12 protein-coding genes are annotated in these 15,526 nt (G+C 73.4%); 3 read left to right on the top strand and 9 right to left on the bottom strand.

What is annotated here, in order from left to right; all coding sequences use genetic code 11:
- Nucleotides 1–19: 19 nt before the first annotated feature.
- Entirely contained in the window at nucleotides 20–1,741 is a 1,722-nt protein-coding gene (locus tag CG736_RS16095) for an urease subunit alpha (RefSeq protein WP_100586905.1), read from the bottom strand.
- A gap of 37 nt (nucleotides 1,742–1,778) precedes the next feature.
- Entirely contained in the window at nucleotides 1,779–2,501 is a 723-nt protein-coding gene (locus tag CG736_RS16090) for an urease subunit gamma (RefSeq protein ID WP_100586904.1), read from the bottom strand.
- Between the two features lie 541 nt (nucleotides 2,502–3,042).
- Here CG736_RS16090 and CG736_RS16085 point away from each other — a divergent pair.
- Both CG736_RS16085 and CG736_RS16080 read left to right on the top strand, forming a co-directional pair.
- Nucleotides 3,043–3,486 (top strand): ATP-binding protein, encoded by a 444-nt coding sequence (locus CG736_RS16085; protein WP_198520518.1) that lies wholly within the window; start codon nucleotides 3,043–3,045, stop codon nucleotides 3,484–3,486.
- Between the two features lie 249 nt (nucleotides 3,487–3,735).
- Entirely contained in the window at nucleotides 3,736–5,928 is a 2,193-nt protein-coding gene (locus tag CG736_RS16080) for a SpoIIE family protein phosphatase (RefSeq protein WP_198520517.1), read from the top strand.
- A 202-nt stretch (nucleotides 5,929–6,130) separates the two neighbouring features.
- On the opposite strand, the gene CG736_RS16075 is transcribed toward CG736_RS16080, so the two are convergent.
- The 5 genes from CG736_RS16075 to CG736_RS16055 all read right to left on the bottom strand — a co-directional run bounded on the left by CG736_RS16075 (nucleotide 6,131) and on the right by CG736_RS16055 (nucleotide 10,707).
- Complete coding sequence (locus tag CG736_RS16075) at nucleotides 6,131–7,123, bottom strand: DUF2637 domain-containing protein (RefSeq protein WP_100586901.1); 993 nt, start codon at nucleotides 7,121–7,123, stop codon at nucleotides 6,131–6,133.
- 134 nt (nucleotides 7,124–7,257) lie between these two features.
- Nucleotides 7,258–8,064: a (2Fe-2S)-binding protein gene (locus CG736_RS16070; protein ID WP_100586900.1), complete on the bottom strand. Its 807-nt coding sequence runs from the start codon at nucleotides 8,062–8,064 to the stop codon at nucleotides 7,258–7,260.
- 95 nt (nucleotides 8,065–8,159) lie between these two features.
- Nucleotides 8,160–8,939 (bottom strand): hypothetical protein, encoded by a 780-nt coding sequence (locus tag CG736_RS16065; protein WP_232734024.1) that lies wholly within the window; start codon nucleotides 8,937–8,939, stop codon nucleotides 8,160–8,162.
- Nucleotides 8,940–9,134: 195 nt separating this feature from the next.
- Nucleotides 9,135–9,965, bottom strand: a complete 831-nt coding sequence (locus CG736_RS16060; protein ID WP_063856595.1) for a hypothetical protein — start codon at nucleotides 9,963–9,965, stop codon at nucleotides 9,135–9,137.
- A 151-nt stretch (nucleotides 9,966–10,116) separates the two neighbouring features.
- Nucleotides 10,117–10,707 (bottom strand): NTP transferase domain-containing protein, encoded by a 591-nt coding sequence (locus tag CG736_RS16055; RefSeq protein WP_100586899.1) that lies wholly within the window; start codon nucleotides 10,705–10,707, stop codon nucleotides 10,117–10,119.
- Nucleotides 10,708–10,895: 188 nt separating this feature from the next.
- Between CG736_RS16055 and CG736_RS16050 the strand changes: the two genes are divergently transcribed.
- Nucleotides 10,896–11,651, top strand: a complete 756-nt coding sequence (locus CG736_RS16050; RefSeq protein WP_100586898.1) for an HNH endonuclease family protein — start codon at nucleotides 10,896–10,898, stop codon at nucleotides 11,649–11,651.
- A 170-nt stretch (nucleotides 11,652–11,821) separates the two neighbouring features.
- On the opposite strand, the gene CG736_RS16045 is transcribed toward CG736_RS16050, so the two are convergent.
- Together CG736_RS16045 and CG736_RS16040 are read right to left on the bottom strand one after the other, a co-directional pair.
- Nucleotides 11,822–14,236, bottom strand: coding sequence for a glycosyltransferase family 39 protein (locus tag CG736_RS16045; protein ID WP_100586897.1), 2,415 nt, complete (start codon nucleotides 14,234–14,236; stop codon nucleotides 11,822–11,824).
- Between the two features lie 108 nt (nucleotides 14,237–14,344).
- Nucleotides 14,345–15,478 carry an esterase family protein gene (locus tag CG736_RS16040; protein ID WP_198520516.1) on the bottom strand — a complete coding sequence of 378 codons (1,134 nt, stop codon included), beginning with the start codon at nucleotides 15,476–15,478 and terminating at the stop codon, nucleotides 14,345–14,347.
- Nucleotides 15,479–15,526: the final 48 nt, after the last annotated feature.

Raw genomic sequence — 15,526 nt, 5'->3', positions numbered from 1 at the left:
CTAGCGGGGTGAGGGGAGTTCAGAGGAAGTAGAGGCGGCTGAGGGAGACCGAATCGGCGGGCGCGGAGCGCAGTGGCTCGCCGTCCAGCGAGACCAGGCCGGTCGCCGAGACGTCGACCTTCCCCAGGCGGCCGTTGCGCAGCATCGAGCTCGGGCCGATGCCCCGGGTGCCGCGCACTCCCACCCGCCGCCTGCGGGTGGGCAGTTGGTCGCCCGCCACGTCCAAGTAGGCGGAATCGGCGGCGGCCTGGGCGACGAACGCCACCGAGATGTCCGCGGCGGTGGCCCCGTGCGCGCCGAACTGCGGCCCCAGCACCAGGGGTTCGCACCGGTCGGTGGAGGCGTTCGGGTCGCCGACCACGCCGTACGCGGGGAAGCCGGCCTTCAGCACCAGTTGCGGCTTGGCGCCGAAGTGGTCCGGCCGCCACAGCACGATGTCGGCCAGCTTGTCGACCTCGATCGAGCCGACCTCGTGGACGAGCCCGTGCGCGATGGCCGGGTTGATGGTCAGTTTGGCGATGTAGCGGAGCACTCGCTCGTTGTCGTCGCCGCCCTCGGCGGTGCCGTAGGAACCGGCGCCGTCGAGCGGGCCGAGTTCGGCCTTCATCTTGCCGGCCATCGCGAAGGTGCGGCGCACGGTCTCGCCGGCCCGGCCCATGCCCTGGGCGTCGGAGGAGGTGATGCCGATGACCCCGAGGTCGTGCAGCACGTCCTCGGCGCCCATGGTGCCGGCCCGGATCCGGTCGCGGGCCATCGCGGCGTCGCCCGGCAGGTCGGGCTTGAGGTCGTGCGCGGAGACGATCATGTCGTAGTGCTCGCCCAGCGCGTCCCGGCCGAACGGCAGGGTCGGGTTGGTGGAGGAGCCGATCACGTTCGGCACGCCCGCCATCTTCAGCACGTTCGGCACGTGGCCGCCGCCGCAGCCCTCGATGTGGAAGGCGTGGATGGTGCGCCCCTCCAGCACCGCGAGGGTGTCCTCCACCGACAGGCACTCGTTCAACCCGTCGGTGTGCAGGGCCACTTGGACGTCGTACTCCTCGGCGACCCGCAGCGCGGTGTCCAGCGCCCGGGTGTGCGCGCCCATGTCCTCGTGCACCTTGAACCCGGACGCGCCGCCCTCGGCGAGCGCCTCCACCAGCGGTGCGGCGTCGGAGGACGAACCGCGGCCCAGGAAGCCGATGTTGACCGGCCAGGCGTCGAAGGCGTTGAACGCGTGCCGCAGCGCCCACGGCGAGTTGACGCCGACGCCCCACACCGGGCCGAACTCCTGGCCGATGATGGTGGTCACGCCGGAGGCCAGCGAGGCCTCCATGATCCGCGGCGACAGCAGGTGGACGTGGGTGTCGATGGCGCCCGCGGTGGCGATCAGACCCTCGCCGGAGACGATCGTGGTGCCGGTGCCGACCACCACCTCGACGCCGTCCAGGGTGTCCGGGTTGCCGGCCCGGCCGATCGAGGCGATCCGGCCCGCCCGGATGCCGATCGAGGTCTTCCGGATGCCCTGGACCGCGTCGATCACCAGCACGTTGGAGATCACCACGTCGCAGGTCTCGCGGACCGCGGCGGGCTTCAGGTGCAGCCCGTCGCGGGCGGTCTTGCCGAACCCGGCGAGGAACTCGTCGCCGGGGGCCTGCGAGTCGGACTCGACCCGGACGATCAGTCCCGAGTCGCCGAGCCGGACCCGGTCGCCGGCGCGCGGGCCGTGCACCGAGATGTAGTCGTGCGGGGAGATGGCGCTCATGCGCAGGTGTCCTTCCTGGTGCGGCGGGGGTGGGCGGTCACTGGGCGGGCTCCGCGTCGTCGTACGTGTCGTCGAACTCGGTCAGGTAGCCGGTCGCGCGGGCCTTGGCCAGCGCCGCGTCCTTCGCGCCCGGCGCGTCCAGCGGCCCGTCCACCAGGCCGGCGAAGCCGATCGCCACCCGCTCGCCGCCGATCGGCACCAGGCCGACCTCGACGGTGGCGCCCGGGTCGAAGCGCACCGAGGAGCCGGCCGGCACGGCCAGGTGCATCCCGTACGCGGCGGCGCGGTCGAAGGCCAGGCGCGGGTTGGACTCGAAGAAGTGGAAGTGCGAGGTCACCGAGATCGGCACCGAGGCGGTGTTGTGCACCGGCAGCAGCAGCGACTCCTCCACCGGGTCGTAGCCCGCGCCGGAGCCCGGCAGCGCCGCGCCGGGCGCCCCGTCGCCCAGCGAACCCGCGCCGCGGAACGGGTCGCTGACCACGGCCAGCCGCGTCCCGTCCTCGAACACCGCCTCGACCTGGACCACCGTCACCACGTCAGGCACGCCCGGCAGCACGTCCTCGGCGCTCAGCACGGTGCGGCCGGCCTCGATCGCCTCGGCCAGGCGGCGGCCGTCGCGGGCCGCCTCGCAGACGGTGTCGGCGATCAGCGCCGTTGCCTCCGGCACGTTCAATCGCACGCCGCGTGCCCGTCGGGCGCGGGCCAACTCGGCCGCGGTGAAGATCAGCAGCCGGTCCCGTTCGGTGGGGGTCAGTCGCACGGTGCCTCGCTCGTCGGGGGTGGGCGGAGGGTGGTCGGTGAAGAGTTTAGAACGACGTTCAAACGCGTGGGCCCCATTGAACCCGCGGCCGCCCGTCGTGTCCAGCGTCCGGCCGCAGGCCCGGGACGCCCGGCAGGCGCACGGAAGGGGTGTGGAAGGAGCGGGGAGAAGATGTGAGGGAGTGGTCGGCGGGGACGATCATCGGATCGGGCGAGGGTTTCGGCCACCGGGTCGCCGCCGTCGCTGCCTGCCTGGAGAAAGCTTTCGCCGGAGCCCCCGACCAGGGCGGGCACCCCGGCTCACCCGCGTGCCCGCGCACGCCCTTGCGCACCGTTCACCACGGGCGTAGGGCCGGATCACTGTTGCAAACGCCGCCGAGTGGGCATGAGGATGACCAGAAGTGGCCGCCGAACCGGTGGGGGACCGGAGCGGCCGTCCGGAACGAGGGCGGGGGCTGACGAAGTTGATGGACGGTCAGGCAAGGTTCCCGCGGCAGCGCTCGGCCTCGCGCCGGGAGCAGCTCGACCAGGGGCCCGCACCCATGCAGTCGAAGCCGCAGCCACAGCCGCAGAGCGCGGCCCCGGCGCGCCAACCGGAGTGCGCCCTGCACCGCCGGCTGCACGCCTCCCTGGAAGCGGCGGACCTGCCCGCCGTCGGCACCGTCCGACGCCGCCTGCGGGCCGCGCTCGACCACTGGGGTGTGCCGGAACTTGCCGACACCGCCGAACTGCTGACGTCCGAACTGGTCACCAACGCGCTCGTGCACACCGGCAAGGGCGCCGAGTTCGACGCCCAGCTGACCGCCGAACAGCGCCTGCGGATCGAGGTGCACGACCGCACCAGCCGGCTCCCCGGCCGCCGCCACCCGAACGAGGACGCCACCTCCGGGCGCGGCCTGCTGCTGGTCGAGGCGCTCGCCGACGACTGGGGAGTGCAACTGCACGGGGACGGAAAAGTCACCTGGTTCGAGCTGTCCGCGCTCTGAGCGGGCCCGCCCCGAACCGGTGGGGCGAATTCCGGACCGGCCACCCGAGCGGGCCGTTCGAGTGAATGTCCCGGGCGGGATCGTGTGCGATCAGTACCGTCCGGGTCACCGGCATTGCCGCCTTGCCGAACATACGAGAGGGTAGTGAGAATGTGTGCCAGCAGGCACACGCAACCATCGCGGTCCGGCCGGCCCAGCAGGGGACACGGATATCCAGCGGCCGCCAGGCAAGGCACCGGCAGGAGAAGCATGGCCACCGAGCCCGAGGCGCCTGGGCCCGCCCGCCGCACCCCGCCCGCCCAGGCCACCCAGGCCACCCGGAACAGCACCCCCGCGAAGCCGCTGCGCACCGCCGCCGGCCGCGCCGTGCCGTCCACCGCCCGCGGCCTGCCCACCCGCACCGGCGACTCCACCCCCGAGTGGCTCGAACCGGCGATGGCCGCCAACGGAATCGGCTCCTTCGACTGGGACATCCGCCGCGACACCCTGGTCGGCGACCGGCGCGCCTGCACCATCCTCGGCCTGGCCGGCCAGAGCTTCGACCGCACCTCCGGCTCCTTCCTCGCCCTGCTGCACCCCGAGGACGCCCCCGTGGTGCGCCGCCGGGTCGAACGCGCCGTCGCCGAACTCGGCCAGTGCGGCGCCTACTACCGCACCGTCTTCCCCAACGGCGAACTGCACGCCGTGCGCTTCCGCGGCCGCGTCCTCGCCGACGCCTTCGGCCGCCCGTCCCGGATGGTCGGCTTCGTCTGGGACGCCACCGTCGAACTCCACAAGCGCGAACGCGCCGACGAGCTCGCCGTGCTGCGCGAGGAACGCTCCCGGTTCATCAAGGAAGCCGCCCGCGCCCTCTCCGAAGCCGTCACCGTCCGCGACGTCGCCCGGGTCTTCACCGAGCTCCCGCTGCCCGGCCTCGGCCCCGACGGCCTCGCCCTCGCCTCGCTCGAAGGCGGCCGGATCGCCCTGCTCGGCTCCAGCGGCTACCGCAGCACGCTCAGCGACCAGTTCGACCGGATCCCGCTCGCCCCCACCCACCCCGCCGCCGAGGCGGTCCGCCAGCGCGCACCGATCTTCGTCTCCAGCCGCGAGGAGTACCGCGAGCGCTACCCCGACGCCTGGGACTGGGCCGAGAACAGCGGACGCTCCTCCTGGGCGTTCCTCCCGCTGGTCGCCAGCGGCCGCCCCACCGGCGTCTGCGTGGTCTCCTTCGACGACGACCGCGAACTCGACGCCGACGAACGCACCCTGCTCTCCACCCTCGGCGGACTCGTCGCCCAGTCCCTCGCCCGGGCCCGCCTGCACGACGCCGAGCACGAGCTCGCCGCCGGCCTGCAACGCGTCATGCTGCCCCGCACCGTCCCCGCCGTGCCCGGCGTCACCACCGCCGTCCGCTACCTCGCCGCCGGCTCCGGCCTGCAGATCGGCGGCGACTGGTACGACGTCGTCCCGCTGCCCGGCGGCCACGTCGGCCTGGTCATCGGCGACGTCCAGGGCCACGACGTGCACGCCGCCGGCATCATGGGCCAACTCCGCATCGCGCTGCGCGCCTACGCCGCGGAGGGCCACCCGCCCGCCGCCGTGATGGCCCGCGCCTCCCGGTTCCTCGCCGACCTCGACACCGACCACTTCGCGACCTGCACCTACGCCGAGGTCAACGTCGACTACGGCGTGGTCTACGCCGTCCGGGCCGGCCACCTCGACCCGGTGGTCCGCCGCGCCGACGGCACCGCGCATCCCGTTCCGGTGGCGGGCGGGCTGCCGCTCGGCGTCGCGCCCGACGAGGAGTACCGGGTGACGCGGTTCAGCCTCGACCCCGGCGAGACCGTGCTGCTGTTCACCGACGGCCTGGTCGAGGCCCGCGACATGGACCTCGACACCGGCTTCGGCCGGCTCTGCGAAACCGTCTCCGAACACCTCGCCGCGGTCGGCGAATCCCCCCGCGAACCACTGGAGGAACTCGCCGACCGGATCGCCTCGCAGGCCGCCGACACCAGCGAACGCGAGGACGACATCGCGCTCCTGCTGCTGCGCTGGGACGGGCCCGCGGGCGGGCGCGCCGCGCAGCAGCTGCGCCGCCGGATCGGACAGGCGGACCTGGCCCGGATCTCCGAGCTCCGGGCCGAGCTCCGGGACGCGCTGCGCCGTTGGGGAGTGCCCGAACTCATCGACACCGCCGAGCTGTTGTCCTCCGAACTCGTCACCAACGCGATCCGGCACACCGACCGGGACGCGATGTTCACGGCCCGGCTCTACCAGGAGAGCGGGCGGGCCCGGCTCCGCGTCGAGGTCGAGGACGAGAGCGACCTCTGGCCGACCCGCCGCACCCCGGGCGAACAGGCCTCCTCCGGCCGGGGGTTGATGCTCGTCGAGGGGCTCGCGGACGCCTGGGGCGTGGAGCCTCGCGGCTCGGGCAAACGGATGTGGTTCGAGCTCAGCAGCTAGCGCAGGCGGGCGCGAAACCAGGGGCTCGGGGGTGCGAATTCAGGGGCCCGGGGAACGGCGGGGTCGTGTCTGCGGAGGGTCGGCAGGGCGCTCTGCGTTCCGCCGTTTCGGGTTCCTGTTCCGAGGCCCGCCGCAGCCATCGCCAACCGCTGTCTCCGGCCGCCGGCAACAGGACCTCGCCGTTCCCCGAGCCCCTGAATACTCACCCGAACTGCTGCTCCAGGTCCTTGAGCTTCTGTTCGAGCGAAGCGAGTCGCGGCATGGTGGTGGTGTCCTCGTCCGGGGTGAGGTCGATGCTGCGGTGGGCCGGGGTGGCGGGCAGGCCGGCGGGGGCTATGGCGGGCTCCGTGGAGGTGGTGGGGGCGGGGGCGGGTTCGAGTTGGCGGGTGTGGCGGGTGCGCCAACTGCTGCCGGGCTGGCGGCCGATGGCGCGGATCTCGGCGCGTTCCCGGCGGGAGGCCATCCTGCGGCGCTCCCGGTTCTCCGCCGCGGTGCGCTTGTCGTCGCGGACCTCCTCGACGGCCTCGTCCAGGGTGCGGACGCCTTCGAGGAGCATCAGCGACCACGCGGCGTAGGTCTCGCGCGGGGCGCGCAGCCAGCGGACCACGCGGATCTGCGGCAGCGGTCGCGGGACGAGCCCCTGCTCGCGCAGGGCGGCGACCCGGGTCTGCTTCAGGGCGCGGTCGAACAGGACCGCGGCCGAGAGCGACATGCCGGCAAAGAACTGCGGTGCGCCGTCGTGGCCGAAGCCACGGGGGGCGTGCACCCAGTTGAACCACGCCGAGGCCGCGGCGAACAGCCACACCAGCAGGCGGGAGCCGAGTGCCGCGTCGCCGTGGCTGGCCTCCCGGACGGCGAGGACGGAGCAGAACATCGCTGCGCCGTCGAGGCCGAACGGGACCAGGTACTCCCAGCCGCCGGAGAGGCCGAGGTTCTGGACGCCGAAGCCGACCAGTCCGTGGAAGGAGAGCGCGGCGGCGACCGCGGCGCAGCAGAACAGCAGGAGGTAGGAGGCGCCGCCGTAGAGGCTCTCGGTGCGGCGGCGGCGTTCCTCGGCGCGTTCCCAGGAATCCGAAGCGCCGTTGTTGGTGGCTGCGGCCGAGCGGCTGCGGGCGAAGGCCAGCAGGGCGACGGCGGCCACCAGGGCGGCCGTGCCGGCGACGACCCAGCCCAGCGGTATGTCCGACAGTCTCATGACCTGATCAAGCCTCGCTCTTCGCGTTTGATGGGGGGACCATCATGGCGGAGAAATGCGGCGAAACATGGCCGGATCGCGAGCAATACACTATTAGGGGGGAATTTCGGAATTACATCAACGGATTGTCAGATCTATTTGCTGCGGGGGCAGCTGAAGCACGGTTCGGCCGGCCGGACCGTGTAGAACAGGCAGCAGCTGACCCTGGTCCTGGTCCGGTGCCCGCCCTCCTCGCGGAAGCCCGGCGCGCCCACGAACGGGGCCGACGAGGCGTCGCCCGGCAGGAGTGCGGTCAGTTCGGCGACCGCCCGGGGCTCCTCGTCGAGCAGGGTGGAGAGGTACCAGAGGCCGTCCACCACGTCGTCGGTGACGAGTGCCCAGAGGGTGCGCGGGCCGCGTCGCACGCGGGGGCGGAAGGCGTCGAGCACCGGCGCGAGATGGTCGGCGAGCGCGGCGCGCAGCGCGGTGTCGAGCGCCGGGCGGTCCCGGGCGACCAGGGCGTCCGGGTGGGAGGCCGCCGGGTCGTCCGGCAGGCAGTGGAAGGCGAGCGGACGGGCGGTCAGTTCGCCGTTGGCGCGGTTGATGGAGATCTGCTCGACCGGGAGGACCGGGACCCGGCGCTCCAGGAACCACGGCAGGGTGAAGGCGAGGGCGACCGGCCAGGCGTAGCGGTGCAGGCTGAAACCGGCGGTGACGTCCGGGCGGGTGGGGGCGCCGTAGAGCTTCAGGCCGAGGCCTTCGTCGAAGGCGATGGTCGCGTCGAGCGCGGCCGGATCGGTGGCGAGGGCCGCGGCGGTGGTCCAGTCGGGGCCGGTGCGGGGGGCGGCGGAATGGATCCGGAGATCCGGGAAGAGCTCGGTCAGCCGCCGCCAACTCCCTTGAAGGGGGCGGGAGTCGGTGGCGGCGGGCGGGGGGCACTGGCCGACCTGGTGCGCGGTCACGCGGGCTCCCTGGGTGGTACCCCGGGAGCGGGGCCCGGGCACGGCGCGGTGGGCCTGTCCGGGCCACTGCTCGCCCCGGACAGGTAAGGCTCACCTTAGCTGATGCCGTGCCGCGGGTCGTGCACGGTGCCGCCGTCCGGTGCGGGCGATTGCGTCGGGAACATCCCCAGCCGCCGGGCCAGCCAGACCGGGACCCCGCCGAGCGCCTGCACCAGCCGGGACGCCTCGGCGCGCAGCCGCTCCGCCTCGGCCGGCTCCGACACCTCCGCCAGCGAGGCCAGCGCCGGTGCCACCCCCACCGTGAAGCCGAGCTGTTCACGCAGTTTCAGCGCGGTCCCGAAACCCTGCCGGGCCCGCTCCGGGTCGCCCGCCGCCAGCGCCAGCCCCGCCAGGTGGCACCAGGTCGAGGAGCGCAGCAGGTCGTCGCCGCGCTCCCGGGCGCCCTCGTGCGCCCGGGTGTACGCACTGTGCGCCGCCGCCGGGTCGTGCAGCAGGTTCTCCGCGACCAGTCCGCGCCGGAAGTCCAGCAGTGGCCGGCCCGGCGCCTTCGGCGGCAGCAGCGCCGAGGTGCGGCCCAGCGCGGCCTGGGCCTCGTCCAGCCGGTCCCGGCGGCCCAGCACGCTGGCCACGTAGGCCAGGTAGCCGCGGGCGCAGGAGGCCGCCGCACGATGCTCGGTGCCCGCGACCGAGGCTTCCGCCAGGCGCAGGGCGTCCTCCGCGCGCTCCCAGTGGTCCGCGGTGAACAGGCACTGCTCGATCAGCAGTTCGGCCCGCTGCAACGCTGCCGTCGGATCCCGGCCGGCCTGCGGGCGGAGCAGGTCCGCGGCCTCCTGCCAGCAGCCCCGCGACCGTAGTCGCCAGACGACGTCCGCCATGCCCCCCGGGGCAGTCCCGTGCACCGACAACGCCACCTCCTTGTGCGCGCCATGCAGTGACCGGCGGACCCTCCCCAATCCCCAAGGGCCCGCGTCGTGGCGGCAATTCAACACGCGCGGGAGCTTGTGCACCAGATCACGAGCGTGAGGAAATCCGGAGTCGACGCTTCCGGTTGACGGCGGAGTGGCGGCGCGTCAGGACGTCCAACCGGTCTCCATCAGGGCCTCGGCGGCGCCGTTCGAGGGCTGCGGGATGCCCGCCGCGTCCAGCGTGAACAGGGCGACCAGCAGTTGCTCGCCGCGCACGGTGGCCTGTCGGGAGAAACCGGAGACGGTGAACATCGCCGCCGCGACCTGCTCGCTGTGCAGCGTCTCCAGCCACAGGCACTCCACCGCCTTGACGTCGGCGGGCTCCGTCCAGGTGTCCACCCGGGCCACCATCTGCCCGCCCAGCAGGGTGGTCGAGTCGCGCTCCTGGCCGGGCGTCAACTCCAGGTCCTCGAAGCCCAGCCACTGCAGGTAGCGGGCCGCCGTCAGCACCGCGTCCTGCGGGGTGCGCACCGGCTGCGGGCGGAACGGCGGACGCAGCACCCGGGCCGGGCCCGAGCCCGTCGCCGGCGGGTCCGGCGGGGCGACCGGCGGCACCGCCGTGGTGTACGGGCGGGCCGCCTCGGCCGGGCGGGTCGCCCGTGGGCCCGCGCTCTGCAGCTTCGGCGCCCGGTCCACCGGCAGGCGGACCGTCGCCCCGCAGTCGCAGGTGAACTCCGGCTGCGGCCACTGGTCGCTGCGGCCGCAGTGCGGACATCGCATGCTCACCCAGGAGTCCTCCCAGGAGCGGAACCGCACCTGCACCGGAACCCCGCCGCGCAGCAGCGGCACCCGCAACTGCGCGCCGCACGGGCACGGCAGGCTCGGCGGCTCGTAGCGGTGCTCGCGTCGGCAGGCCGGGCAGCGCAGTTCGCTGGCCCCCGACGGCGAACCGGGGGAGAACCGGGCCGGGTCTGCGGCGTCCTCGGGCAGCGGCATGGCTGGTCACCGTCCGTTCCGGTCGGGCTGGCAACGATCCGTTCCATCCTCGCCGATCGGGATCCTGGCCGGTGCGGAATGAGGTAATCCTGCACCGCAGTTGAGGTGGCGGAAAGGTGCGGCGCGAGCCGTGCGCCGGGCTGACGGAGCGTCAGTCGATGCCCCAGCGGGCCAAGTCCGCCGGGGTGTCCAGGTCGTCGGGGACGGCCACGTGGGTGCAGTCCACCAGCGTGACCGGGTGCCTGGCCAGCAGCGCGCGGGCGCCCGCGTCGCCGGTCGAGGTGGCCAGCAGCTCCGGGAAGTGCGCGGCGCCGATCAGGACCGGGTGCGCCCGGCGGCCGGCATAGGCGCACGCTGCCAGATCCGTGCGCCCGGCGTGCGCTGCCAGCAGTCGGCGTACCGCCTCCGCCGTCACGCCGGGGGTGTCCACCAGCAGTACCAGGACCGCGCTCGCCCCCGCCGGCAGGGCGGCCAGGCCCGCCCGCAGCGAAGAGGACAGCCCCGTGCGCCAGTCGGGGTTGTCGACCAGCAGGCAGTCGCCGGTGTCGGCGCGCTCCCGGACCTCCGCCGCGGCGGCCCCCAGTACCGCCACCACTCCGTCGCACCCGCCGTCGCGGGCCACCGCCAGCGCGTGTTCCAGCAGCGGGCGACCTCGGTACGGCAGCAGCGCCTTCGGGCGCCCGCCCAGTCGGGACCCGCCGCCCGCCGCCAGCACCAGGGCCGGCACCCGCAACTCCGTCATGCCGTCAGTCTGCCCGGGCCGGCGCCGTCCCGGGGGCGTCCCGGCGCGGTCGGCGGAACGGTTCGCACCGGTCGGAGTTTTGCCCGGATTGTGAGGTGCGTCATGCTGCGGCGTGGCCGCCTTGACCCGCCCTTGACCGGCTGGTCTTCTGGTGGGCCGTCAGAGTCGCCCACCCACAGAGGAATACCGTGCGATCCCGCCGTACCGCCGTAGTCGCCGCCCTGTTGCTCGGATCGCTCGCCCTCGCCGGGTGCAACGGAGCGGACAAGTCGTCGAGCGACAGCGCCAAGTCCAAGCCCCAGTCGGCCTCCAAGGGCACCAACCCGCTGCAGAACCCGGACGGCACCAAGCCCGGCCTGGCGCCCGTCACCGACGACGCGGACCGCAAGGCCGGCCGGGACCTGATCGCCAAGGTGAAGACCGCCGACCCCGGCCCGAAGACCGGCTACGACCGCGACCAGTTCGGCCCCGCCTGGACGGACAACGTGGACGGCATACCGATGGGCCACAACAGCTGCAGCACCCGTGACGACATGCTGGCCCGGGACGGCCAGAAGGTGGAGCACAAGGACGGCTCCCAGTGCGTCGTCACCGGAATGACCATCTGGGACCCGTACACCGGCAAGACCGTGGACTGGAGCAAGCAGCAGGCGTCGAAGATACAGATCGACCACGTGATGCCGCTGTCCTACGACTGGCAGCAGGGCGCCTCCCAGTGGGACAAGCTCAAGCGGGTGCAGATCGCCAACGACCCGCTGAACCTGATCCCGGCGGACGGCTCGCAGAACGCCTCCAAGGGCGACTCCGGCCCGGCGAGTTGGCTGCCCGCCAACACCGAGGTGCACTGCTCGTACGCGATCCGCTGGGCGCAGGTCTCGCTGAAGTACCAGCTGCCGGTGACGCCCGCCGACAAGAAGACCATGCTGTCGCTGTGCGGCGGCTGACGGGTCGTTGACCGGTTGACCGGTTGACGGACTGAGCGACTGACCGACTGACCGACCGGGCGCCTGTTGACGGCGCGTCGGCCCGCGGCCGCGGAAGGACCCGAGGCCGTTCGAGCTCCTCTGGGGGAGGGGGAGTCGAACGGCCTCGGGCGTCGTGGGAGCGGGGTGGGTCAGCCCGCGCTCTTCGGTGCGGCTGTCAGGTCGTACATGGTGGTGCTGCCGACCGTCTTCGCGGTGTAGGTGGACTCCACCCAGGAGGCGATCTCCGAGGAGTAGTCGGAGCCGCCCATGCTGCGGCCCATGCCGCCACCGCCGATGAACCAGTGCACCCTGCCCTCCGCGACCAGCTGCTTGAAGCCGTCCAGCGCGAGCGAGGGATCGCTGCCGTTGAAGCCGCCCAGCGCCATCACCGGCTCGCCGGTGGCGAGTTGGTAGCTGGCCTGGTTCTGCGAGCCGACCGCGGCGGCCACCCAGGTGTACTTGTCGGCGTCCTGCTTCAGCAGGTCCGCGACCTCGGACGGGACCTTCGCACCCTCCAGCAGGCCGCCCGTCCCGCCGCCGAAACCGCCGCGGCCGGTGCGGCCGTCCTCGGTGCCGGTGCCGGGGAAGCCCTGGGAGCCGGGGAGGTTCGGGAACGCGCCGTCCTGGCCGCCGTTCTGACTTCCGTTCTGGCCGCCCGGGAAGGCGCCGCCGGGGAGGCCATTGCCGTTCTGGCCGTTCTGGCCGCCGGGGATGCCGCCGCCCGGGAAGCCGCCGTTCCCGCCGCCGTTCATTCCGTTCTGCCCGCCCGGGAAGCCCGGGAAGGCGCCGTGCGCCTTGCCGCGACCGCCGCCGGGGCCGAAGCCCTCGCCCTTGACGCGCGGTCCGGCGGTGACGATGGAACCGGTGTGGCCGGTGGAGACGGTGTCGAGGGCGTACGCGGCCGGCCCGGCCAGGCCCGCCGCCAGTGCGGTGAGTCCGGCGGTGGCGGCGATCCGGCCGCCGATCGGTCCGGTGATCCGGCCCGCGGCGAGCAGTGCGACGGCGGCGAGCAGCCCGCCGATCAGCACGGCCCAGCGCAGCCACGGCACGAACTCGGCGCTGCGGCCCAGGAGTTGGTGCGACCACCAGGCGGTGACGGCGAGCGTCGCGGCCAGCACCGCCGCGTACGGCAAGCGGTGGCGGGCCCGCCACAGGCCGTCCGTGCCCATGCCGACCAGTGCGGCGATCGCCGGGGCGAGGGCCACCGTGTAGTACTGGTGGAAGATCCCGGACATGAAGCTGAACGTCAGCCCGGTGCACAGCAGCCAGCCGCCCCAGACCAGGAAGGCGATCCGGGCCGAGTCGGTGCGGGCGTGGCGACGGGTCGCCCACAGGCCGAACACCAACAGGATCAGCGCGGCGGGCATCAGCCAGGCGATCTGCCCGCCGATGTCGCCGTCGAACAGGCGGGTCGGGCCGGTGGAGCCCCACATGCCGCCACCGGGCATGCCGCCCCCGCCGCCGCCCATCCGGTTTCCGCCGCCGACGCTGCCGGTCTCGTTGCCGGTGATCCGGCCGAAGCCGTTGTAGCCGAAGGTGAGGGAGAGGAAGGAGTTGTCCTGCGAGCCGCCGATGTACGGGCGGGCGGAGGCCGGCATCAGTTCGACGATCGCCACCCACCAGCCGCCCGCGACCACCATCGCCACAGTGCCGTACAGCAGTTGGAGCCATCGGCGGCCCCAGCCGGCGGGCGCGGTGAACAGGTACACCAGGGCGAACGCGGGTAGCACCAGGAACGCCTGCAGGGTCTTGGTGAGGAACGCCAGCCCGAGCATCACGCCGACGAACACCAGCCAGCGGGTGGACGCCGTCTCGGTCGCCCGGACGGTGCCGTACGCGGCCAGCGTCAGCAGCAGCACCAGCAGCGCGTCCGGGTTGTTGAAGCGGAACATCAGCGCCGCCACCGGGGTCAGCGCCAGCGCCGCGCCCGCGACCAGGCCGCCGAGCGCGGAGGACCGGCGGCGCACCGTGGCGTACACGGCGGCGACCGTGCCGACGCCCATCAGCACCTGCGGGGCCAGCACGCTGAACGAGTTCAGGCCGAGGATCCGGGCGGAGACCGCCATCGGCCACAGTGACAGCGGCGGCTTGTCGACGGTGATGAAGCTCGCCGCGTCCGAGGACCCGAAGAACATCGCCTTCCAGCTGACGCTGCCGGCCTGCACGGCCGCCGAGTAGAAGGCGTTGGCCCAGCCGGAGGCGGTCAGGTTCCAGAAGTAGAGGACGGCGGTGGCCAGCAGCAGCCCCAGGAACGCCGGCCGGACCCACCTCGGGTCGTCCTCGCGTCCGCGCCAGGTGCGCCCGGGCAGGGTGCGCAGCCGGCCGGCCCAGGTGGCCGGGCCCTTGGGGCCGACGGGCGGCAGTGCGACGGGCGGGAACAGCGGCTCGGCGGGTCGCTCGCGCCCGGCGGGCCGTTCGTCCCCGGCCCCGGCCCCGGCGGGCGGCGGCGCCGGCCAGACGGTCGGGCCGGACGCGGCGGCGTCGGCCGGGACCGCCGGTGGCGGGTGGTTCGCGGCGTCGGGCCACGGCTCGCTGGTCGGAGGAACGGAACTGGGCGTGGTCATGGGAGACACGCTGCGTGGCGCGGCTGAGAACTCCATGAGACCCGACTGTGAGCGGGCTCTATTCTCCGCGGGCCTTCGCCCGACGGTCCGTCAGGCCGGTCCGGCTGCTCAGCTCGCGGGGGCCGGCTGCGGCTGCGGGAGGCGGCTGCCGAGCCAGGTGAGGGCCGGGGGGATCTCCCGGGTCCAGGTGTGGAAGTTGTGGCCGCCGGTGTCCAGGGTGATGGTGGACAGCCGGGTCGGGGCCTTGAACGCGGCGACCATCTGCTGCGTCGCCGGGTAGTTCTCCTCGTTGTTGCTGGTGGCGAGCAGCAGCGAGACCGGCGGTGCGGGCTTGTTCTGCAGCCGCCACAGCAGGTCGTTGTCCTGCTTGACCTCGGCGCTGCCGCCGAACAGGTCGCCGGTGGTCGGGTCGTTGTGGACCTCGTAGTAGCCGGACAGCGCGATCGCCGCCCGGTACGAATCGGGCTTGCGCACCGCGAACTTGACGGCGCAGTAGCCGCCGGTGGAGTCGCCTATCACCGCCCGCGCCTCGGGCCGGTCGTCGACCCGGTAGGAGGCGGACATCGCCTTCGGCAGGTCCTCGGTGAAGAAGGTCTCCGCCTGCGGGCCGTTCGGGACGTCCATGCACTCGGTGTCGCGGTTGGCGACCAGCGTCGGCCGCATCATCACCAGCACCGTCGGCGGCATCTCCTTGGCCTCGATCGCCTTCAGCGTGGACGCCGGGTACTGCAGCAGCGAGATCAGCTTCTCCGGCGTCCCGGGGTAGCCGGACAGCGCCAGCAGCATCGGGAACTTCGTCCCCGCGTAGGCCGGCTGGAAGTACTGCGGCGGCAGGTACACGTACGCCGGGGTGCCGGTCAGCCCGGAGCGTTCGCCGTGGATCTCCACCTTCTGGATCACGCCGGAACGGTCCTGCGCGGCGCCCTGCGAGGAGTACATCTTCTGCTCGCCGGTCACCGAGACGGCCTTGCCGCCCGGTTGGTGGTCGACCACCGTGCCCGGGCTGCCGTCCAGGCCGAGCAGGTCGCTCCAGGTCGAGTAGAAGCCGAAGTACGAGTTGGCGACCAGCCCCATCGCGGCCAGCACCGCGATCTGCGTCCCGAAGAACGCCCCCAACCGCCCGAGCCACGCCCGCCAGCTCCGGCCACCCATCCGGGGCCACAGCCACATGGTGGCGGCGAAGGCGAGAACGGCCAGCAGGCTGGCGATGATCTGGATCGGGGCTCCGGTCAGGCTCGGCACCCGATGATCGTAAGGTACGGCTTCATCGAGCTCACAGCCGCCTCCCAG

Origin of the sequence: Kitasatospora sp. CB02891 (genome assembly GCF_002803145.1) — a bacterium.
Lineage (GTDB): Bacteria > Actinomycetota > Actinomycetes > Streptomycetales > Streptomycetaceae > Kitasatospora > Kitasatospora griseola.
The sequence above is the reverse complement of the archived record's forward strand: the minus strand, read 5'-3'. Positions and strand labels throughout refer to the sequence as shown.